The organism is Mesoaciditoga sp. (genome assembly GCF_054006115.1).
The window spans coordinates 23,620-44,196 of record NZ_JBPNHS010000038.1; the positions used below are offsets into that span (position 1 = coordinate 23,620).

General features: G+C 39.7%; 20 protein-coding genes and 1 tRNA gene. 5 read left to right on the plus strand and 16 right to left on the minus strand.

From position 1 onward, the window contains the following. Window positions 1-138 precede the first annotated feature (138 nt). Window positions 139-870 (plus strand): ATP-binding cassette domain-containing protein, encoded by a 732-nt coding sequence (locus ACXJIN_RS07405; RefSeq protein WP_456400902.1) that lies wholly within the window; start codon window positions 139-141, stop codon window positions 868-870. Between the two features lie 5 nt (window positions 871-875). Next, window positions 876-1,835 carry a SufB/SufD family protein gene (locus ACXJIN_RS07410; protein ID WP_456400963.1) on the plus strand — a complete coding sequence of 320 codons (960 nt, stop codon included), beginning with the start codon at window positions 876-878 and terminating at the stop codon, window positions 1,833-1,835. Window positions 1,836-1,852: 17 nt separating this feature from the next. Here the strand turns inward: ACXJIN_RS07410 and ACXJIN_RS07415 are convergent, their stop codons facing one another. The 8 genes from ACXJIN_RS07415 to ACXJIN_RS07450 form a co-directional block, all read right to left on the minus strand. Continuing rightward, the gene (locus ACXJIN_RS07415) at window positions 1,853-2,533 is read right to left on the minus strand and encodes a DUF554 domain-containing protein (protein ID WP_456400903.1); all 681 of its coding nucleotides are present in this window, start codon (window positions 2,531-2,533) and stop codon (window positions 1,853-1,855) included. A gap of 14 nt (window positions 2,534-2,547) precedes the next feature. Continuing rightward, window positions 2,548-4,176 carry an alpha-amylase family glycosyl hydrolase gene (locus tag ACXJIN_RS07420; protein ID WP_456400904.1) on the minus strand — a complete coding sequence of 543 codons (1,629 nt, stop codon included), beginning with the start codon at window positions 4,174-4,176 and terminating at the stop codon, window positions 2,548-2,550. 5 nt (window positions 4,177-4,181) lie between these two features. Further along, the gene (gene lnt / locus ACXJIN_RS07425; RefSeq protein WP_456400965.1) at window positions 4,182-5,687 is read right to left on the minus strand and encodes an apolipoprotein N-acyltransferase; all 1,506 of its coding nucleotides are present in this window, start codon (window positions 5,685-5,687) and stop codon (window positions 4,182-4,184) included. Then, entirely contained in the window at window positions 5,645-7,882 is a 2,238-nt protein-coding gene (topA, locus tag ACXJIN_RS07430) for a type I DNA topoisomerase (RefSeq protein WP_456400905.1), read from the minus strand. Before topA ends, lnt begins: the two co-directional genes overlap by 43 nt. 17 nt (window positions 7,883-7,899) lie before the next feature. Further along, window positions 7,900-8,937: a 3'-5' exoribonuclease YhaM family protein gene (locus ACXJIN_RS07435; protein ID WP_456400906.1), complete on the minus strand. Its 1,038-nt coding sequence runs from the start codon at window positions 8,935-8,937 to the stop codon at window positions 7,900-7,902. Window positions 8,938-9,093: 156 nt separating this feature from the next. Continuing rightward, on the minus strand, window positions 9,094-9,285 hold the full coding sequence (gene rpmB / locus ACXJIN_RS07440; RefSeq protein WP_456400907.1) for a 50S ribosomal protein L28: 192 nt from the start codon (window positions 9,283-9,285) through the stop codon (window positions 9,094-9,096). Window positions 9,286-9,391: 106 nt separating this feature from the next. Next, complete coding sequence (locus ACXJIN_RS07445; protein WP_456400908.1) at window positions 9,392-9,574, minus strand: ferredoxin; 183 nt, start codon at window positions 9,572-9,574, stop codon at window positions 9,392-9,394. 122 nt (window positions 9,575-9,696) lie between these two features. Next, entirely contained in the window at window positions 9,697-10,860 is a 1,164-nt protein-coding gene (locus ACXJIN_RS07450; protein WP_456400909.1) for a type III PLP-dependent enzyme, read from the minus strand. A 544-nt stretch (window positions 10,861-11,404) separates the two neighbouring features. Here ACXJIN_RS07450 and ACXJIN_RS07455 point away from each other — a divergent pair. Then, a complete protein-coding gene (locus tag ACXJIN_RS07455; RefSeq protein ID WP_456400910.1) occupies window positions 11,405-12,655 on the plus strand; it encodes a Glu/Leu/Phe/Val family dehydrogenase in 1,251 nt (416 codons plus the stop codon). A gap of 45 nt (window positions 12,656-12,700) precedes the next feature. On the opposite strand, the gene ACXJIN_RS07460 is transcribed toward ACXJIN_RS07455, so the two are convergent. From ACXJIN_RS07460 to ACXJIN_RS07475, 4 genes are read right to left on the minus strand one after another with little or no spacing between them, the layout of a single operon-like run. Then, window positions 12,701-13,639, minus strand: coding sequence for a DUF1385 domain-containing protein (locus ACXJIN_RS07460; RefSeq protein ID WP_456400911.1), 939 nt, complete (start codon window positions 13,637-13,639; stop codon window positions 12,701-12,703). Between the two features lie 4 nt (window positions 13,640-13,643). Then, complete coding sequence (locus tag ACXJIN_RS07465; protein WP_456400912.1) at window positions 13,644-13,904, minus strand: hypothetical protein; 261 nt, start codon at window positions 13,902-13,904, stop codon at window positions 13,644-13,646. A 6-nt stretch (window positions 13,905-13,910) separates the two neighbouring features. Beyond that, window positions 13,911-14,204 carry a stage V sporulation protein S gene (locus ACXJIN_RS07470; RefSeq protein ID WP_456400913.1) on the minus strand — a complete coding sequence of 98 codons (294 nt, stop codon included), beginning with the start codon at window positions 14,202-14,204 and terminating at the stop codon, window positions 13,911-13,913. Then, a complete protein-coding gene (locus ACXJIN_RS07475; RefSeq protein ID WP_456400914.1) occupies window positions 14,185-15,159 on the minus strand; it encodes a tRNA dihydrouridine synthase in 975 nt (324 codons plus the stop codon). Before ACXJIN_RS07475 ends, ACXJIN_RS07470 begins: the two co-directional genes overlap by 20 nt. 127 nt (window positions 15,160-15,286) lie before the next feature. Here ACXJIN_RS07475 and ACXJIN_RS07480 point away from each other — a divergent pair, with 127 nt between their 5' ends. Beyond that, window positions 15,287-15,442: a hypothetical protein gene (locus ACXJIN_RS07480; RefSeq protein ID WP_456400915.1), complete on the plus strand. Its 156-nt coding sequence runs from the start codon at window positions 15,287-15,289 to the stop codon at window positions 15,440-15,442. Between the two features lie 2 nt (window positions 15,443-15,444). Further along, window positions 15,445-16,806, plus strand: coding sequence for an MFS transporter (locus ACXJIN_RS07485; protein WP_456400916.1), 1,362 nt, complete (start codon window positions 15,445-15,447; stop codon window positions 16,804-16,806). Between the two features lie 74 nt (window positions 16,807-16,880). On the opposite strand, the gene ACXJIN_RS07490 is transcribed toward ACXJIN_RS07485, so the two are convergent. The 4 genes from ACXJIN_RS07490 to ACXJIN_RS07505 form a co-directional block, all read right to left on the minus strand. Continuing rightward, window positions 16,881-18,149 carry a TrpB-like pyridoxal phosphate-dependent enzyme gene (locus tag ACXJIN_RS07490; RefSeq protein ID WP_456400917.1) on the minus strand — a complete coding sequence of 423 codons (1,269 nt, stop codon included), beginning with the start codon at window positions 18,147-18,149 and terminating at the stop codon, window positions 16,881-16,883. Between the two features lie 190 nt (window positions 18,150-18,339). Continuing rightward, a tRNA-Val gene (locus ACXJIN_RS07495) sits at window positions 18,340-18,414 on the minus strand. A 259-nt stretch (window positions 18,415-18,673) separates the two neighbouring features. Continuing rightward, entirely contained in the window at window positions 18,674-19,096 is a 423-nt protein-coding gene (locus ACXJIN_RS07500) for a hypothetical protein (protein ID WP_456400918.1), read from the minus strand. Between the two features lie 193 nt (window positions 19,097-19,289). Beyond that, complete coding sequence (locus ACXJIN_RS07505) at window positions 19,290-20,567, minus strand: ABC transporter ATP-binding protein (RefSeq protein ID WP_456400919.1); 1,278 nt, start codon at window positions 20,565-20,567, stop codon at window positions 19,290-19,292. Window positions 20,568-20,577 lie beyond the last annotated feature (10 nt).

Genomic DNA, 20,577 nt, shown 5'->3' on the forward strand with positions numbered 1-20,577 from the left:
AATTAAAGCAAAAGAAATAAATTCTACAAGAAGTAACTATATACTATTTGTGGACTAAAAAGGAAGACTTTTTTAGAACACAAAAGCTGGGTATTGATTTGTTAAAATCAGAGAATTCAAAGAAAGGAAGTAATAAGCATGCTTGAATTGAAGAATATATCCTTAACGATAGATGAAAACAAGATCTTGAATAATTTGAATATGCGCTTTGATGAAGGAAAAAGATACGTCATTCTTGGAAACAACGGAACTGGTAAATCAACCATTGCCAATCTCATGATGGGTGTGAAGAAATATCATCCTCAAGAGGGAAAGATACTACTGGATGGAAAAGACATAACCGATCTTGGAGTTTACGAAAGGGCCAAACTTGGAATAACCATTGCCTTTCAAAACAGCGTTCGATTTGAAGGAATAACAACCTTTGATTACTTAACGCTTGGCGGCAAGGTAAAAGCGTCACTTGAAGATGCGAAAAAGGCGTTGGAACTTGCAGGATTAAACTCAGATTACTTGAAAAGGCGTGTTGATAGTTCTTTAAGTGGAGGAGAAAGAAAGAGAATAGAGCTGGCGTCCATTCTAATGCTGGAAATGAAGTACGTCATTTTGGACGAACCAGATTCCGGAATTGATATGATGTCTCTTGAGACCATTTCCAACATAATAAATATTCTGAACAAGCGTGGAACGACAACCATAACCATAACTCACAGAGAAGAGATAGCCCAAAACAGTGATTACGCTTACCTGATATGCGCTGGAAGGGTGTTTAACGAGGGAGCTCCGGAAAAAATGGCAAATTATTACAAGGAACTGTGCGATCGTTGCGATCATCCAAACGATCTTCTTAAAATAGCGGAAAGTAGGTGAGAAGTATGCAAATATCTGCCAATTACGCAAAGGAATTTGAAAAGATAGCCGAAGCCTATGAAAAAAGCGGTGGAGATGCGTCTAATCTCTTGGATAAGAGCATCTCTTCCATAATAATAAGTGGAGATAAGATAATAGGACTCAACACCGTCAAAGGTGTCGAAATAGAATCTGGAACACAAGAAAAGGGTGTTTGGGCCAAGATAAGAATTTTAAAGGGCAACAAAATAGAAAAGCCAATTCACCTTTGTACTGGATTTTTGGGAAAAGAAGGAGAGCAACGGGTTAATTTTGACTTCTTCATTGAGGATGACGCGGAAGTGAGTTTTATTTCGCATTGTTCGTTTCCGTGGTCAACGAAGTTGACCCATAAAATGGTCGCAAATGTTCACATAGGAAAGAACGCCGTTATGACTTATAATGATGAGCATTTTCACTCTGAAGCTGGTGGCATCACGCTTATTTCCGATACCCACGCCGTGGTGGAAGATGGAGGAAAATACGAGAATAATTTTGAGTTAACCAAAACGAGAGTTGGGACCCTAAAAGTGAGAATGGACGTGGATTTAAAGAAAAACGCCGTTGCAAAGTTTGACAGCAAAATTCGCGGAAAAGAAGATGATGAGATCTCAATAGTGGAAAGTTTAGGTTTAAACGGCGAAGGAGCCCATGGAATAGCGAAATCCACCGTTGTCGCCACGGATAGAACAAGGGCCAGGATAATAAACGAGGCATTCGGAAACGCTCCCTATTCAAAGGGACACATAGAATGTAACGAAATAACGAAAGGAGACAAGGTGGACGTTTCAACGCTTCCAGTTTTAAAAGTTACAAATGATCTTTCAGAACTCACCCACGAAGCTTCCATTGGGCGTGTTAATTCAGAACAGCTCGATACCCTCATGGCAAAGGGAATGTCTGAAGACGAAGCCACAGAATTCATAATCAGGGGAATTCTGAGGTAAAAAACGTTCACCGGTAACTAAAAGAGCGTTTTAACGAAATCTAAAATTGGTACAACCACAAGAGCCGGAAGGAAATTTCCGGCTTTTGTATCTTTTAAATTGAAAAGCTTTATGGCGATCATCAACAAAATCGCGCCGCCAACCGAGGTGAAATCGTTTATGTAGCTCGGCAAGGTTAAAAAATGAAGGTAACTCGAGAGGGAAACAATGCTTCCTTCAATTAGGTAAACTCCCAGAGCTGATGCCAAAACGCCTTTTCCGTAAGCAGAAGCGAGGATTATGGAACTTATGCCATCCATAGTGGACTTAACGTAAAGCAACTGGTTGTTTCCAGTTAAACCGCTGTTGACGCATCCAAGGATGGTCATAGGTCCTATTGTGAAAAGCACTGTCGCAAAAACGAAACCACTGGCGAAGGTACTCTCGTTCTTTTTTGAAAATCGATCCGCAAGTGAAGTGATGTGTTCCTCTATTTGCCACCATTCGCCGAGAAGCCCACCTATTGCCAGACTTATCAAAACGATCAAAAAATTGGAAGCACCAAGCCCCATTTTCAGTCCAAGAAAAACGGTTATAGCCCCTATCGACAAAAAGAGCGTGTTTTTGTATTTTTGCGGTAGTTTGGAACCTATGAAAATACCAAGCACACTCCCCAAAATAACAGTTAGAGTGTTCACAAGCACTCCAAAGTTCAGCATTTTTCTCCCTCACATCACATAACTTCCATTACCAAAGATTCAAACGGTTGAAGCTTCACCTCGCCCTTTATCCTTTTTCCAGCTTCTCTATCACTCGCCACGCTAATTACCCCTTCTTCGTTGATTTTAACATCTTTTTCAGAATTCGTCATGTTTAAAATCACAGAAGCTCTTTGAGAGAAGAAAGTGCGACTGTAAAACAAAACACCTTCAGGGCTTTCGTGCCAAAAATCAAGTTTTCCCCTTTTCAGCGCAATGCTTTTCTTTCTGAACTTTAGCAATCTTCTGTAGAAATTCAAAATGGAATTTTCCTCTTTCATTTCGTCTTCAACGTTAACCAGAGATTTGTTATCATTAATTGGCAGCCACGGTTCAACGGCGGAAAAGCCAGCGTATTCACTTGAATCCCACTGCATTGGTGTTCTGCACACATCTCTTCCCTTTCTTGGCCATAACGCCTTTCCCCATGGATCTTTTATTTTATCGTAAGGAATACTCGTGTCTTCCATACCGAGTTCTTCACCGTAGTAAATAAAAGGCGTGCCCCTCAGAGTTAAAAGCAAAGTGGCAAAGATCTTCGCAATTTTTTTCTTTTCACTTTCACCGAGTTCCATATTTTCCGTCATGCGCGTTAATATTCGCGAATTGTCATGATTACCCAAAACGTAGCTCGGCCACGCCCTTTCACCAAAGGTCTTATCGACATTTTCCGCGAGTTCTCTTATACTTTCAGCGTCCATTGAAAGCTTTTCCATAAAGTCAATGTTAAAGGCCATGTTAAACCTATCAGGGAGCGTGAAAATAAGGTAAAGGCACAAACCCATATCGGCGGATATCTCACCGACGCTCACTTTTTTGTTTTTGCCGTAACTGTCTAAAAATTCCCTTATTTCTTCAACTGCAAGTAAAGTCTCCGGGCGCGCCGTAAACCTATCCCAGTAATACACGTCTCTCACACTTTTAAAAAGACTCTCTTTTATTTGAATTCCAGTTAAAGCATCTCTAAATTTTGGATCTTTGTAATAGTGAGCCGCGGCATCAAATCTGAAACCATCCACACCGTGATCAAGCCAAAATTTCATGGATTTGAATATTTCTTTCTTAACCTCTGGATTTCTCCAATTCAAATCGGGCTGCTCTTTTGCAAAAAGATGAAGGTAGTATTGTTTCCTGTTTTCATCCCATTCCCATGCGCTTTCAGGTTTTGTTCCAGAAAAGAGAGAAACCCAATTGTTTGGAGGCTCACCATTTTCTTTTGCGTCTTTCCATATGTACCAATCCGCCTTTGGATTGTCCCTTGAACTTCTCGATTCCACGAACCATGGGTGTTGAACTGACGTGTGATTGTAAACCTGATCTATGATAACTTTTAATTTTCTTTTGTGCGCTTGATCTATCAATTCGTCGAAATCAGATATACTCCCAAATATGGGGTCAACATCCGTATAATCACTTATATCGTATCCAAAGTCTGCCATAGGGGATTTGAAAAAAGGGGATATCCATATCGCGTCCACGCCGAGCCATGAAAGATAATCGAGTTTTTCTGTTATCCCTTTTAAATCTCCGATACCATCGTTGTTCGTATCTTTAAAGCTTCTTGGATATATCTGATAAAAAACAGCTTCTTTCCACCATTCCATTTGAATCACTCCTCACGTTTCTTTTCGATATCATACACCACATTCAAAAGTAAAAACAAAATTGAAACCCAGTTTATCCAATTGCCGAATCTATCGTAAAATGTTTTAACACGATTTGCTTTAATTGAAAAGACACTTTCAACTTTTTTGTGTATGGGAAGTTCTTTCTGTACACGGCCATACTCATCTACAAATCCGGTTATACCTGTATCGGCCACTTGAATGGTCCACTTTCTATTCTCCACCGCCCTGAAAACGCTTTGTGCGAAATGCTGTTCCAAAGCCGTCTTTTGACCAAACCAACTATCATTTGTAACGGTTACCAGGAAATTGGCACCCTCATTTGTGAATTTTCTTGAAAGCCTCCCAAAATAACTTTCAAAACATATCTGCGTTGAAAAGGTTAAGTCATCCCACTTAAAGAGCGTGTATTTCTCTCCGGGAGTGAAGAATTTGGAAAGCTTTAAAAATTTGAAGAGACCAAATATTCTGGGATAAGGAAGTTTTTCGGTAAAAGGAACCAAGATATGTTTAAAATACACGTCCTTCATTCCATCGGAATTAAAGAGAGCAACTGCATTGTACACCTTTCCGTTTGAAAAGAATGGAAACCCTATCACCGCCGCCATATTGTATTTTTTTAAGAGATTTGCCAAGGAAAAAAGGGTTCCTTTACTTAAATTGTACTCAAATGTCCCTTCAGGAAAGACAACTAAATCGGCGTATCCATGCGCTTTTTTTATGGAATTAAGCACATCGTTTAATATTTCATTTTCACTCATTTCATACCTTTGTGCAACTGAAACATTTGGTTGAACGACGGCAACATTAACAACCTTTCCATGGCTGGATTGTGGAACAAGTAAAAAGGTTGTGTAGAGAAAAAAAGTTGTGAATGACAAAACCACGAAAAGCCATCCTCTTTTTTTATTCAAAGAATGGTAAAAAGAATAGTTCGCGAATACCACCATAAAAACCAGGCCAAGTGTGCCGAAAAAGCTTGTGAGTTGAATTATTCCAATTTGAGAGTACAAGGCGTTAGAAAGACGGGCACCGGTAAAGCCTATGTCTCCGATGCCTCTAATGTATTCCACAAGTGTGTACGCGCTTGAAACTGACAGTGCCTTAATAATCCACGGCGCTTTACTCTTAGACACGAGAAAAGCGGCAAGACCAAAAATTGCCCAGAAAAAGCCCTCAATTGGCAACGAAACGAAGAAAGCTAGCGCCCCGAGGTATGATGGAAATCCGTTAAAAACGGAGATATTGATCATTAAGGTTGGAAGCAGCCAATAAAGCGATATTCCAACGAACGTGATACCAAGCATCCAACCGTAAAGTATGGAAGACCACCATTTCATTTCTCTTACTGAGAAGAAAAAGGGAATGAGTCCCATCCACACGAATACATTTGAGATCATGCCGGGCATTGAAATTGCCAGCAAGAATGCGGAAAGTTCAACCAGTGCTATTCTTTTGAAAATTCCGAAATGTCGTATTCTTTTTTGCATTTTTGGCAAAAGAGCACCTCAGTCCCGTCTCTTTTTTTCTTGTAATAAAGAATTTCTCCATCTTCCGGACATTTAAAATTGGAAGGCTCATACCAACTAATAAAATCACAACTCTTTGGATTGTTTTCGCAAATGTAAAAGGTTCTTCCTTTTTTGCTCTTACGCACTACAACCTTACCACCACATTTTGGACATTTTCCTCTGGCGTAAGTGTTAACAGATCTCACGTAATCACACTCTGGATATCTACTGCAAGAGATGAAATCCCCATATCTTCCGTGCCTCAAAACCAAAGGCGCACCACATTTTGGACACTTCTCATTCAACACTTCGGCTTCTTTTATTTCAACGTGTGCCATTTTTCCATCAAACTTGATCTCTGAAGAGGAAGGAATCTTTTTCCTTTCACCACACTCTGGACACTCCAAATAAGCTCCGTATCTACCATATCTCAAGTTCATATTCGCTCCGCATTTCGGACATTTAACGTCCGTCGGTATTAAAAGCTTATGCTTGCCATTTTTTACCTCTTGCAAAACCCTTTCGAGATTTTTCGTAAAATCGTCGTTGAATTCTTTTAAGATCTCTTGCCAATCACTCTTTCCTTCTTCCACTCCATCGAGCGCTTTTTCCATGGAGGCGGTGAACTTCAAATTGACTATTTTTGGAAACTCTTTCGTCAAAAAATCGTTCACGATCATGCCAAGAAATGTGGGCACTAAACTCTTTTTTTCCTTGCTAACGTACTTCCTCGTTATCAAAGTTTGAATAATAGTAGCGTAAGTGCTTGGGCGACCAATGCCAACCGCTTCCATCTTTTTCACAAGAGAGGCTTCAGTGTACCTTGATGGTGGTTTGGTTTCCAATTCTTGCAACTCCAATTTATCGACTACCACTTCTTGTTTTTCTTTAACATCAGGAAAAGAAGTACTTTCATTTTTTGTCGGCATGACCTTTTCAAAGCCGTCAAATATCCTCTTTTTAAACGTCAACTCGAAGATGGCCCTTTTTTTGGAATCACCAATCTTAACCACTTCTTTTGTGTAAATGGAATCTTTCATTTGAGAAGCCATAAACCTTTTCCATATTAAAGAGTAGAGTGCATACTCCTCTTGCGAAATCTTTCCATGCAAAGACTCAGGTGTCACGTTGGGATAGGTTGGCCGAATCGCTTCGTGAGCGTCTTGAGTTAAAGAACTTTTCTTCACGACTTTTTTCTTCGCCACGTACTCCTTACCGAAATTTTTTTCTATGAATTCAACCGCCTTTTCGCGCGCTACATCTGATACTCTGTAAGAATCCGTTCTCATATAGGTAATAAGTGCCATATTTTCACCGTTCACATTGACACCTTCATACAATTTTTGAGCTATTTTCATCGTTCTTGCAACTGAAAAACCAAGCAAAGAAGAAGCCGCCTGTTGAAGGGTACTTGTTTTGAATGGTAGAGGCGCTTTTGTCACGCTTTCTGAACTCTTAACCTCTAGAATTTCAAACCTGGAAGAAGAGATATACTCGAGCGCTTCTTGAGCATTTTGGTGATTTAAAAATGGTTTTTTTGATAGATCCTCACCGTCAAAGAATTTCAACTTTGTTTTTTCTTTCAGAATCTCGACCTGTATTTCGTAATACTTTTGAGGATTGAATTTAAGGATCTTCTTTTCCTGTTCACACAATATCCTCAAAGCCGCAGACTGCACTCTTCCAGCGCTAAGACCGTACTTAAAAACTTTCCATAACACGGGACTCACTTTGTAGCCCACTATTCTATCTAACATCCGTCTCGTAAGTTGAGAATTCACCATGTTCATATCGATACTTCTCGGACTTTTTACCGCTTCTTTTATAACATGCTCTGTTATCTCGTTAAAGACTATTCTATTTTTCTTTTTTGGATCCAGATTCAATATGTATGAAAGATGCCAGGCAATCGCTTCGCCTTCGCGATCATTATCGCTCGCAAGAAGCACTTCTCTACCTTTTGCTTTTTCTTTTAACTCTTTTACGATCTTTTCTTTACCGCTCATTATTTCAAATTCTGGAACGAATTTTCCATTTATCTTTATTCCAAATTTTGATTTTGGCAGATCTCTTATGTGTCCCTGTGAAGAAGTAACTTTAAATCCTTTTCCAAGATACTTCTGAATCGTTTTCGCTTTTGATGGAGATTCAACTATAACAAGCTTTTCAACCATTTTTTTCTTCCTTTCGTTCACACTTCAAATTTATTCCAGTTAAGCATTATCTTTCTTCCGAGATATCTATCGTAATCGCTCCAAGTGGAATTAGAATTTTTTTCCTTTAAAGAATTTATTTGTCCTATTTTCGAATCCAAATCATCTGCCTCGTGAAGTATCATCGCTTCAAGAGTTTTTGGAAGGGTAGGAGAGCCCCATTCGAGTTCACCGTGATGAGAAAGTATCATGTGATTGAGATGCGTAAGCGCCTTCTTTGAAAGGGCGGGTACTTTTTTTGCCCATTCGTCTAGCATTTCAACGCCAAGTACGATATGTCCTATAAGCTCTCCTTCGTCACTTCTTTCTATTCCATAAGGCTGCATCTTGTATTCTTTTATTTTTCCAACGTCATGTAAAGCGGCGCCTACCAGCAACAAATCTCTGTCCACATTTTCATAAAGTTGAGAAATGGCATCGCAAAGTTTCATAACTCCAAGAGTATGTTCCAAAAGACCACCGCGATAGGCGTGATGTACAACTATGGCAGCTGGAGAGGTGATGAATTCTTCAACGAATTTGTCATCACTGAATGGAACGTTGATAAGTTCTCTCAACGTTTCGTCCTTTATGCTATCCACAAAAGCCATGAAATCAGAGTACATCTCATTTACATCTTTTTTCGTGGTAATGATGAATAAGTCCGGATCGTATTCTCCTTCCTTTAAAACAAGTAGGGAATCCCTTGATTTGTCCAAATTTATCTGTAACCTATCCATATAAGAAGAGACGTGACCATGAATTTTTACTATTGAATTCACCTTTACCTTAGAATCATTCTCAGCAGCGTTAAACCAGTCTATAGCCCTTATTTCACCGCTTTTATCCGCTAAAGTTAGAAGTAAAAATTTTTTCCCATCTTTTGACTCTTGCAACCTTTTACTCAAAACTTTAAGCTTCATATCGACAACGTCATTTTCGTCAACATCACTTACCATTTTCTGAGCGTACATTTCTTTTTTCGAAAAGCCTAACTTTTCAAGGTACTCTTCGCTGAAAAGCTCTCCAAATTTCACAACGAAACACCGCTTTCTTTTGTGTATGTTTTTATACATTCCAAATATTACCATATATCTTGAAGGTTAAGCACATTTAAAAACATTGCGGAGGATCCGTAACTCTTACCTCCGCATACTCATCACTTTTAGTTTTAATCAAACACGCTTTTCAATTCATGCTCTTTGGACTTTACCAGATTTAAGGCATCTTGTGCAAACCATCAAACGTTTGATTTTGCCATCTTCTCCAACAACTTTTACGGGTTGAAGATTTGGCTTGAAAGTTCTTTTAGTTTTCTTGTGAGAATGGCTTACGTTGTTTCCGGTTGAAACGCTTCTACCGCATATATCGCATTTTCTGGACATTGTTGCTCTCCTTTCTAACATAAGCTTTTAAATTATCATTACTTGATTTTTATTTTGATTTTCTAATTCAAGGGCGGGAATTCATCCCGCCCTTAGGAATCACATTTCACTCTTCAAGCGAGATGGCGCCTACTGGGCACGAATCCTTTGCGTCTTCGCAGCATCCTGCGCTGCAATCGTCAGCGATAACGTGAGCCTTTCCATCATCACCGAGTTTAAAAACCTGTGGACACAGGCTTTCGCACACGCCACAGCCAATGCACAAATCTTCATTTACAACTGCTTTCATAGTTACAGCACCTCCGCATTATAAAGATTTAATATCTCTCAACTTGCACCAATCTTAATTATATCATATCATAATTCGTGCGCTTATTAAAAAATGTTTAATTTAGAAAATCTTTTTTCCCATCATTCCGCTGCGAACAACTCTTCTTCTTGCTCTTCCAACGAAAAATCTTCCATGAAGATCTCTTTTGGCTTTTCAATACCGTTAAAATTCGTTCCGTAATCCACGGTGTAAGCACCGGCATTTAAAAAATAAACCGTATCGTTTAAAGAGATATCTTCTGGAAGTTCCACTTCATCGTATATGACGTCTACACTGTCGCAGGTTGGCCCAGCAAGGGTAAAGATCTTCTTTTGATGTCCCTCTTTTCCGTCAACGACGACTTTGTATCTCAAATCTTCTATCGTTTCCATAAGTCCATGAAAAACTCCCGCATCCAGATAAACCCAGTTCGTCATATCTTTCTTTGATCTTAAGATCACTTTAGAAACCAGAATCCCGGCATCTCCAACCATAGATCTTCCCGGCTCTACGTAAAGTGTTGGCCTGTCCATGAAATTGAAGTACTCTTCTATACTTTCGTTGATGACCTCTCCTATTTCCTCAACGGTGGGTATGTCTCTAACGTACTTTATTGGCATCCCGCCTCCCAGGTTTATAACGTTCATTTTTATGCCCTGCAGGCGGGCAAACCAAAAGATATCGGCAACTTTCATAAGAGCAATCTGCCAACTGTATTTATCGTAGCATTGTGAACCAACGTGAAAGGAAACGCCAATTGGTTGCAATCCAAGTTTAAAAGCGTAAATTATCAAGTCTTTAACGTGTTCTATGTTCGTGCCAAACTTCTTCGATAAGGGCCAATCGCTGTCCGTTTCTCCCATAGCCAATCTGAAATAAACTTTAGAATGTGGGGCATTCCGCGCTATTTTTTCGATTTCCATCTCAGCGTCAACTGCAAAAAGGTCAATACCGTTTTCATATGCGAATTTTATGTCTTCTTCTTTCTTTATCGTGTTACCAAAACTCATCATAGATGGATCTATACCCAAACCAATCAGTTTTTTTATTTCTCCTTTTGAAGCAACGTCAAAAGATGAACCTAAATCACGCAGCTTATTCACTACGCGTTCATGGGAATTAGACTTCACAGCGTAAAAAATTTTCACACCTGGTATGGCATCTTTCAATCTGCGGTAATTACTTTCCACAATATCAAGATCCATAAGAACAAAAGGTGTTTTTACTTTCTTTGCTATGAAACGAACCTTTTTTGTGATTTCCATCTTGCCCCACCTCACCTGTCAATGATAGAGAATTCGACAAATCATAGTATTAGATACGTTACACTTTTAAACGCACTAAGGTTAATTTTAAAAGAAAAATCTATTTCTCTTTCTTGAAACGTGCTGTTGAAATTTTTTACTCAAAAAAACTCAAATTGAGTAAAGGTGTGAAGATTAAAAAGCACAAAAATATTGACAACATTTGGCGTCACAAAAGATCAGATTTTCTTATCCGAAAAACAGCTCTTTCAATTCTCCTCTCAAAATTAGGAAGAGCGACAACGCAAGTCGACAAAAGAGGTTCATATTTTCAATCTTTTTTGATATTCGCACCTTCATTTACTCTAACTGCATAAAGCACATGAAAGAAAAGAGATATTTTACGATCAGAATATGACAAAGTTAAACTTTGCTAAAAGCGCAAAGCCTTCTTACTTAAAAGTCATTGTCAAGTTAGAGATTTTTTATTCAAAAAGCGTTAAAATCGATTTGAAGTGTGAAATGCAGTAAAGTCTGCATCAAATGAAAGCGAGGAGGTTGCGCAATGGCAAACACAGGTTTGTTCGAGGATGCCTTAACCCAGTTTAACAGGGCGGCAGATTTGATGAAGTTGGACGAAGGAATGCGACAGGTGTTATCATCTCACAAAAGAGGAATAAGGGTTCAATTCCCAGTTAAAATGGATGACGGTTCCATCAAAGTTTTCACCGGATACCGTTATCAACACAATGTTGCAAGGGGACCAGCAAAGGGAGGAATTAGATATCATCCCAATGTAAATGAAGACGAGATAAAAACTCTTTCCTTCCTTATGACCTGGAAATGTGCGGTTGCTGGAATTCCCTACGGCGGAGCGAAAGGTGGAGTAAAAGTTGATCCGAATGAATTGTCATCTGGAGAATTGGAAAGACTTTCAAGAAGGTATTTCTCCGAAATAGCTCCATTTATCGGCCCAGAAACTGATATTCCTGCTCCAGATGTCAACACCAACGCCCAGATTATGGCATGGTTCCTTGACACTTATTCCATGGGTGAAGGACGCTCAACGTTGGGAATAGTTACCGGAAAGCCCTTGGAATTAGGAGGCTCTCTTGGAAGACCGGAAGCGACGGGAAGAGGAGTTAGCATAATAACAAACGAAGCGAGCAAGTACTTCCTTGGTGATGAAATAAAAGGAAAGACGGTCGCCGTGCAAGGATTCGGCAACGTCGGCTCTTACACAGCCTTAATTCTTGGTGAAGAATACGGTGCGAAGGTGGTCGCAATAAGCGATATAACCGGTGGATATTACAACCCAGATGGAATAAACGTTAAAGAAGCTTTCGATTACGTCACAGCCCACAAAACTCTGGAAGGCTTTAACGCACAAAAGATAACAAATGAAGAGTTACTTGAATTGGACGTTGACGTGCTCATTCCAGCGGCTCTGGAGAGAACCATTAGAGAAGATAACGCCGATAAAGTGAAAGCCAAACTCATCGTTGAAGCTGCAAATGGTCCGACGACACCAGAAGCCGATGCGATATTGAGAGGTAAAGGCATTCATCTCGTTCCCGATTTTCTTGCAAACTCGGGTGGTGTTACCGTTTCTTACTTTGAATGGGTACAAGGCCTTTACTCTTACTTCTGGGATCTGGAAGACGTTAGAAAAGCACTTGACAAAGCCATGAAGAATGCGTTTAAAGACAGCGCGAAAGCTCGCGAAGAGTACAACACGGATATGAGGACGGCGTCTTATATTGTGGCTATTGATAAGGTTGCCACTGCCACAAAACTTCGTGGAATTTATCCTTGATTGAAAAGATTTATAAAGAATAAAGAGAACGCTCACGCGTTCTCTTTATTCTTTTACTTCGGTTAAATCTTCTTTTTTATCCTCTTCTCCATTTTCCTTTTGCTTATTCCGCCATTCAAGATTCAAAGCGGCCTTAAGCGAAACCAAACCAACTTCCAATTGTCTATCGTCTGGTTCTTTAGTTGTTAATTTTTGAAGCCACAATCCAGGCAGGGCCAGAATTTTTACCACCGGGTTATTCAGGTATTTCGCTGTAAAACGTTGGAATTCATAGGCTAATCCTGCCACCACTGGAATAAGTACAACTCTCCAGAACATTTTCCACCAAATGTTCATAGGGCCAAATGCGGCGACAATGCTGAAAACGATTATTGCGGCGACCATGGTTATCATCAAAAAACTCGTTCCGCACCTTGGATGTAAAGTTGAATACTTTCTGGCATTTTCAACGGTTAATTCTTCGTTCGCTTCGTAAGTGTAAACGGATTTATGTTCAGCCCCGTGATATTGAAAAACCCTTTTAATATCTGGAATAAACGCAATTATCCATATGTACACCAATAAAATAACCGTTCTAATGGTACCTTCAACTAACGCAAACAACATTCCGTTTTCCCTTAAAGGTTTAAAAATAGATGTTACCAACACTGGTAAGACCGAAAACAATCCAACGGCAAAAACCAAGGCTATGAGTAGTGAGAAAATTATATCTTTCGTTGTCAACTGTTCTGTCTCATTTCCGGACATATTGGCAGAGAAGTTCAACGCTCTTATGCCTGTGACCAGAGCATCGTAAAGCACAAAATTTCCTCTTATTAAAGGCCAGCCCTTCCATCCTTTTGGTCTTTCCATACCACCATAGTCAGAAACAACGATTTCTCCATTTGGCCTTCTCACAGCAACAACTGTTTTTAAGCCTTTCATCATAACGCCTTCTATTACCGCTTGCCCTCCAACGCTTAATCCTTTTGGATAATCCGGCATATTTTTAACTTCCTTTCGTTAACCTTACATTTATTCTCTCCACGATGATGTTTCTCAAATCATCTTTAAAAACAATGCTGAAAAATTTGTACGCTTGCCTGTCAACTGAAGAAGAGAGTTGTGAAAAATAAGCTTCCATTTTCTTAAAGAATTCATTTCTCTCCTCTTTGGTCATAGAATGAATTTCTAAAACAACGCGCCGAAGGTTTTCATCCTCGGCGCAGGATCTTACAATTTCATTTATTTCTTTTTGAAGAACCTTCATGCTCTATTACTTTTCTTCTTCGGATGATTCCTTTTCTTCTCCAACTACAAAGACTTTTATCGATATTCCGGTTCTCTTGTCCCCACCTATTTCGATATCGACAAAACCTGGAATCATTCCTATGTCTTTACCACTTTCATTCAAAAAACGTCTCGCAACTGCTACCGCTTTCACCGCTTGGTTCACCGCACCGGCGCCGATGGCTTGCAACTCAACCATTGGCTCTTTTCCAAGTGCACCGGCGATCGCGCCCGCCACAGAATTTGGATTTGACTTTGAACTAACTTTTAATGTTTCCACGTTCAACGCCTCCTTGTTCGCATGAGATGAGTTTATCAAAGAAACCATTAACAACTCTTTTAAGTCCTTCAACGCTGCTCTCTTTTAGCGCTTCTAACTTTGTTTCGTGTGAATTGGGAAGGCCCTTAAGATAAGCAACAACAAATTTCCTAAAAAATATTATACCATGAATTCCGTATTCCTTAATTGTTTTATCCAAATGAAGGTTGAACACACGTTTTTTCTCACTCAGATCAACGTGAATTACTTTTTGAGATCTAAAATATTCGCGAACACTTTTGAATATCCACGGATTACCTATAGCGCCTCTCGCGATGAGCAAAAAATCGGCTTTCGTTTGATTGATCGCACGATAGGCGTCAAGGTAAGTGAATATATCACCAGAAATTCCAACTTTAACACCTTGAAGAGCTTCTTTTAACACTTTTGCACTTTCCCAATTCGCTTTTCCATTATAGCCTTGTTCAACGGTTCTTCCATGTATAGATACAAGGAAGGCACCTCCATCAGAAGCCGCTTTGGCTACTTCAAGGTAATTTTTGTTCTTTTCTCTTCCAAGACGGATCTTTATGGAAACTTTGAATCCGTTCTTTGACAAGAGTTCAACTATGCTTCTTATTCTCTTTGGCTCTTCCATGAGAGCGGAGCCATAACCACGTTTGGTGACTTTTTTCACAGGACAGCCGGCATTTATGTCAATCCAGTTTGAACCGTTTTTGTTCCTTACAATTTCAGCACTTTTTAAAAAAAGTTCCGGGTCTCTTCCAAAAAGTTGAACAACATGTTTTTCTCCATTTTCGGGAATCATTTCAAAGCTTTTGAAATTATTACTTGTCAATCCGTTTACACTTATCATTTCAGTAAAAGCCATATCAGCACCCATGGAGATACAAAGTTCACGGAAAATTTTATCATTTACACCAGCCATTGGCGATAATACTATTTTCAAATTCATTCATCTCTCTCTTTGAAGATATTCTGCACATATATTATCAAGAAACCAATTTGAACACAAAACAAAACTTTGGAGTTATAATAGAATTTGCAGTTCGACTTAAAAAATCACAAAAGAAGTGATTTTTATGGAGACTACTACAAAGAAAAAGGCTTACAGCGCTGTGGTTTGCGTGATGCTTTCTTATTTTTTGCCTTCCATGACTCGAGCAAGCGTTGGAACCGCTATGCCACAAATATTGAACGATATTGGTGGGTTTTCGATGCTTTTATACTCTCCGTAGGGTTGGTTATTCCGATTTTTGGAAAGCTCTCTGACATATTGGGAAGAAAATACCTGTACATAACTGGTTTATCCGTTTTCGTCGTTGCATCCTGGTTTGGCGGTATGGCCCAAACGATATACTGGCTTATAGGTGCGAGCGCGGCTCAAGGCGTTGGAGCCGGTATTATCATAGCGATAGGACCGGCAATTATCGGAGATTACTTTCCACCAAAGGAGCGCGCAAAATATCAAGGACTTATTGGTAGCGTGCTTGCCGCTTCTAGCGTCATAGGACCGCTGATGAGTGGTTATTTAACCGATACCGTTGGATGGCGATGGGTATTTTTCATGAACATACCTCTGGGCCTTCTTGCAATATTCGTAAACATCTTATTTCTTTCAAAATATTCACCGAATATCGATAAAAATGCCAAAATCGATTATAAAGGAATTTCAACACTTGGAATCATGCTATTTACAATGTTGTTAGGATTTACGTACGTTTCAATAGAAAATACCTGGTTCGATCGCAAGACTTTGACCCTTTTCCTAATTTCATCAATATTTTTCATCGTTTTTTATCATATTGAACGGCGTCAAAAGTATCCTATTATAGACTTCAACCTGTTCAAAAATGAAATTTTTTCCGTTTTCAACATTTTGAGTTTTCTTATGGAATTCGCGATGTACGGCTCCTTCATTTACATACCACTTTTCGTTCAAGCCGTTCAAGGAAAAACGGCCTTAAACACGGGTGTGATACTTGCTCCGATGATGTTATCAGCAATTTTGACAAGTATCATCAGCGGATTGTATTTTTCAAAAACCGGAAAATACAAAGCCGTTACCATATTGGGTATAGCTTTAATGGCTTACGGACTTTACAGAATGTCTTATTTAACGCCAACATCCTCCTATTCTGTTCTTGCAACAGACATGATAATAATTGGACTTGGAATGGGATTGGGACTTAGCATACCTTACAGTGTCGTTCAAGGAGTCATTTCCAAAAAATACTTGGGACTATCTCTATCCTCTCTAAGATTTTTTGAAAATGTAGGCGGAACGGTTGGAGCTGCGGTTATTGGAACTTTTGTTGATACCTATTACATAACCAAGATTAACACTCTTCCAAAAATTCTCAATTACGTGATGCCACAACAATTTTTACATTGGATGAAAAGTCCACAGCTTTTGATGGCGAAAGATAGGGTTATTTCATCAGCGCCTCCCTTTGCACGTCCAACGTTAGAAAGTTTGTTAACAAAGATGACGAATTGGTTTTCTCAATCGATAGACAACGCTTTTTTCATAGCTTTTCTCGTTATGAGCTCAGCCGTTGTCGTGGCCATCTTCTTAAAAAGGGTAAAGATAACCGATTAGTGCTCCCGCTAAATCAAGCGTCTTTGAAATTAAACCGTTCCGAATTTCGGAACGGTTTAATATCTAACGTCAATTTACGCATACGCGTTTAGATCTAACAAACCATGACCGCTCAAATTAAAAACTATAACCTTCTTTTCTCCAGTCTTTATGGCTTCTTTCGCGTATCGAATCGCTCCCGCGATGGCATGACTTGATTCTGGTGCGGGAATAATTCCCTCCACGACGCTGAAAAGCTTCGCGGCATCAAAAGCTTCTTTTTGATCTATGGCAATGGCTTTTACGAATTTTTCATATACCAACCTACTTATTATTGGGGAAGCGCCGTGGTATCTCAACCCTCCGGCGTGAATAGCGGGTGGAACAAAATCCTTTCCAAGCGTGTACATTTTCAACAACGGCGTTAATCCTGCCGAATCACCATAATCGTAGCGGTATTCGCCCTTTGTCAAAGATGGACACGCGACTGGTTCACAGGCAACTATTTCCATCTTTTCATCTTTAAATTTATCTGGTATAAATGGCAATATGAATCCTCCAAAGTTGGAGCCACCTCCAAAACATCCCAAGAGCACATCAGGTTTTTCGTTCATTATTTCCATTTGCTTTTTAGTTTCTTGCCCTATAACCGTTTGGTGAAGTAAAACGTGATCGAGAACGCTTCCCAACGAGTAATTGACATTCTTAGATTTGAAAGCGATCTCAACCGCTTCACTTATCGCCATTCCAAGGCTTCCCGTTGTATTCGGATCTTTTTTTAAGAATTCTTTCCCTTTGTCGGTCAAAGTACTGGGACTTGGATGGATTTTTCCATCGAAAAGATTGACCATATGTTTTCGAGCCGGTTTTTGCTCCATACTTACCTTCACCATGAACACTTCAACTTCCATATCTAAGAGCTTTGTGGCGTATGAAAGGGCACTTCCCCACTGACCGGCTCCGGTTTCTGTGGAAAGTTTTGTTACTCCTTCAACCTTGTTGAAATATGCCTGAGCGATTGCGGTGTTCAGTTTATGACTGCCTGTCGGACTAACAGATTCATTCTTGTAATAAATGTGAGCCGGGGTGTTCAAGGCTTTTTCAAGTCCCACAGCGCGTATCAATGGAGTAGGTCTGTAAATGGCGTAAGCTTCGCGCACTTGTTGGGGGATCAGAATTTCTCTTTCCCTTGTCATTTCTTGCTTTATCAGTTCTTTTGGGAAAATAGCTCCCAATTTTTCCGCATCCATTGGTTTCTTTGTCTGAGGATCCAGAGGTGGGTCTAATTCAAATGGAAGATCGGCTTTAACGTTGTACCAGTATTTCGGGATATCCCTTTCGCTCAAATACACTCTTCTTCTCATGTTCATCCCCTCCTTTTCAATATAAAAAAGCCGGGAACTTTTAAAAAAGTTCCCGGCATTCTGACTTTCGATATACCTTTTACGCCACACAAATCAGGTACGGCCAGAATACCGGTCGCACCACCACCATGCGTTGTTCAAAAAAGATTTTTTCATTACAATACGTTCTTCCATTACTCTACCTTCTTTCTGGTGAGTGCGGCAGGGATTGAACCTGCGACCTCTTCCGCGTCAAGGAAGCGCTCTCCCACTGAGCTACGCACTCATCACCTCAACGATGAAATGATATCATAACAATGGAATAAAAGTCAAGAAGTACTTAAGAATTTTAAGTGATGTTGCTTCTCATCTGGATAGAATTTGAAAGAACGATCAGCTCTTCATTTATATTCATTGCGCTCCACACACGTTTTTTGCACGTCTTCCTGAAATACTTTCCATCACTTATGGGTAAAGAGTGAACATAAATAGTGAAAAGTGGTAAACAGTGGATAAATATCGTACATTAAGATGGAGAAGGCCCCCTACGTCGGCTTCGCCGCCACTTCCCCCGTAAACGGGGGCAGACTGTATAAAAATGGCTTTGCTGACACATCCCACACAAGCATGAGCAGACTTATGCGAAACTTCATCGCTGCTTCACTTTTTAGGAACAGGATTAGAGACACACAATGTGCCAAGAAAGCGAATCTGACAGAGTTTTTTCTTCTTTTCCCTACTTCGAAACACTTGCCAGCACTTATGAACTCTCCATCTGGAGACTCATAAAACGAGGTTGAGAAACACATGGACGTGTTGAGAATATTGAGTACGCTTTGTTCCTTCTTTCTCTCCCCTTTTTTGAAGTTTCTGTCAAAACATATGAAGACGCCATACAAGATGCGAAATAACAGAGTTTCTTCTTTTTTCTTCTTCCTCTTCTCCTTTATCGAAACACTTGCCGGCACTTATGAACTCTCCATCTGAAGACTCATAAAACGAGGTTGGGAAACACACGGACGTGTTGAGAAAACGAAGCACTCATGGACGAGTGTCTGAGCGTGCCTCGTTTTTTGAGTCGTAAGATGGGTAAAAGAGTGAATCCGTGATGGCAGGTGTTTCGATAAACATTTTTTGCATGTTAAAAATCGCAACTCTCATTCACACATTTTCTGTTATCAGTGAGAGCTCTTCGTCTCTTGAGTCGTAATCTAGAACTTCAGCGTAAAGCGCAAAGTTAACTATGGTTTCGAACAATTCATCTGAACGTTCATTCGGCAATTTTTCCACCAAAAAATCCTCGCATTCTTCGCGAGTTATAACGTTATCTTCACTATTTTTAACAAGATCTATGACAGCTTTTATCAAAGGAATTTTCAATATTTGCTCTTTGAATATTATTTTTCTTTCATTTACATCAGATTCAAGAAATTTCTTGCCCAGAGTTGTAAAAATCACGTCGTGATGGGGAGTCTCTACAAATCCCAACATCTCTGCTGCCAATGCTATAGAAATCGTTTTACCAAAATCTCGTTTTATGTGTTCGGAAAGTTCAAATATTTCCAATCGACCTTTATTATCATCAAGCACTTCAAGCAAACCTATTATCTCACTCACACTGACCATTGGTATCGGAGCTATTCTATCGTACATTGAAGACTTCGGAACTTCAGGCATTATATTTTGAGTTAATATGTTGTATATGATATCTACAGTCTTGAAGAACTCAGCGGACTTTTGATCTCTTGGAAAAGGAAGGGTGTTATGATATATAGCTTTTATGCTTCCAGGATTAGAAGCAAGTATGAATATCTCATCTGCCATGTAAACGGCTTCCTGGATGTTGTGAGTTACGATCAATATATTTGAAAGTCCAGCAGCCCCTTCAGACCAAAAATCCAGCACTTCTTCACGGAGGTTTTCAGATGTCAATGCGTCCAAAGCGCTAAAAGGTTCGTCCATGCAAAGCACTTCAGGATTTGAAACTAGTGCGCGAGCTATTCCAACTCTTTGTTTCATTCCTCCAGAAAGCTCTTTTGGATAAACGTCTTCAAAACCTTCTAACCCAACAACGTCTATTATGTGTTCCACAATTTTTTCTTGTTTTTCAGGTTCCTCATCGCCTTTAAGACCCAATTCTATATTTTCCTTTACGGTTTTCCATGGGAAAAGCGCGAAGTTCTGAAAGACCATTGACATTTTATCGTTAACGCCTTTTTGAAGTTCTCCTTTGTAATATACTTCTCCCTCAGATGGCTTCAAAAGACCGGTTATTATTCTCAACAACGTGGACTTTCCACAGCCAGACGGTCCAAGAATAGCCGCTATCTTTCCACTTTCCAAAGAAAAATTTATGTTTTCCAGAGCGGTGAAGTAATTTCCCTCTGGCATTTTATATCTCATACTCACGTTTTTCAAAGTTATTATCGGCGCACTCATTTGAATCCCC

Coding starts and splice junctions, on each gene's coding strand:
- ACXJIN_RS07505 (WP_456400919.1), bottom strand. CDS start 20,567: ATGAGTGCGCCGATAATAACTTTGAAAAACGTGAGTATGAGATATAAA.
- ACXJIN_RS07445 (WP_456400908.1), bottom strand. CDS start 9,574: ATGAAAGCAGTTGTAAATGAAGATTTGTGCATTGGCTGTGGCGTGTGC.
- ACXJIN_RS07455 (WP_456400910.1), top strand. CDS start 11,405: ATGGCAAACACAGGTTTGTTCGAGGATGCCTTAACCCAGTTTAACAGG.
- ACXJIN_RS07465 (WP_456400912.1), bottom strand. CDS start 13,904: ATGAAGGTTCTTCAAAAAGAAATAAATGAAATTGTAAGATCCTGCGCC.
- ACXJIN_RS07410 (WP_456400963.1), top strand. CDS start 876: ATGCAAATATCTGCCAATTACGCAAAGGAATTTGAAAAGATAGCCGAA.
- ACXJIN_RS07480 (WP_456400915.1), top strand. CDS start 15,287: ATGGAGACTACTACAAAGAAAAAGGCTTACAGCGCTGTGGTTTGCGTG.
- ACXJIN_RS07450 (WP_456400909.1), bottom strand. CDS start 10,860: ATGGAAATCACAAAAAAGGTTCGTTTCATAGCAAAGAAAGTAAAAACA.
- lnt (WP_456400965.1), bottom strand. CDS start 5,687: ATGCAAAAAAGAATACGACATTTCGGAATTTTCAAAAGAATAGCACTG.
- ACXJIN_RS07420 (WP_456400904.1), bottom strand. CDS start 4,176: ATGGAATGGTGGAAAGAAGCTGTTTTTTATCAGATATATCCAAGAAGC.
- ACXJIN_RS07415 (WP_456400903.1), bottom strand. CDS start 2,533: ATGCTGAACTTTGGAGTGCTTGTGAACACTCTAACTGTTATTTTGGGG.
- ACXJIN_RS07475 (WP_456400914.1), bottom strand. CDS start 15,159: ATGAATTTGAAAATAGTATTATCGCCAATGGCTGGTGTAAATGATAAA.
- ACXJIN_RS07460 (WP_456400911.1), bottom strand. CDS start 13,639: ATGCCGGATTATCCAAAAGGATTAAGCGTTGGAGGGCAAGCGGTAATA.
- rpmB (WP_456400907.1), bottom strand. CDS start 9,285: ATGTCCAGAAAATGCGATATATGCGGTAGAAGCGTTTCAACCGGAAAC.
- ACXJIN_RS07490 (WP_456400917.1), bottom strand. CDS start 18,149: ATGAGAAGAAGAGTGTATTTGAGCGAAAGGGATATCCCGAAATACTGG.
- ACXJIN_RS07405 (WP_456400902.1), top strand. CDS start 139: ATGCTTGAATTGAAGAATATATCCTTAACGATAGATGAAAACAAGATC.
- topA (WP_456400905.1), bottom strand. CDS start 7,882: ATGGTTGAAAAGCTTGTTATAGTTGAATCTCCATCAAAAGCGAAAACG.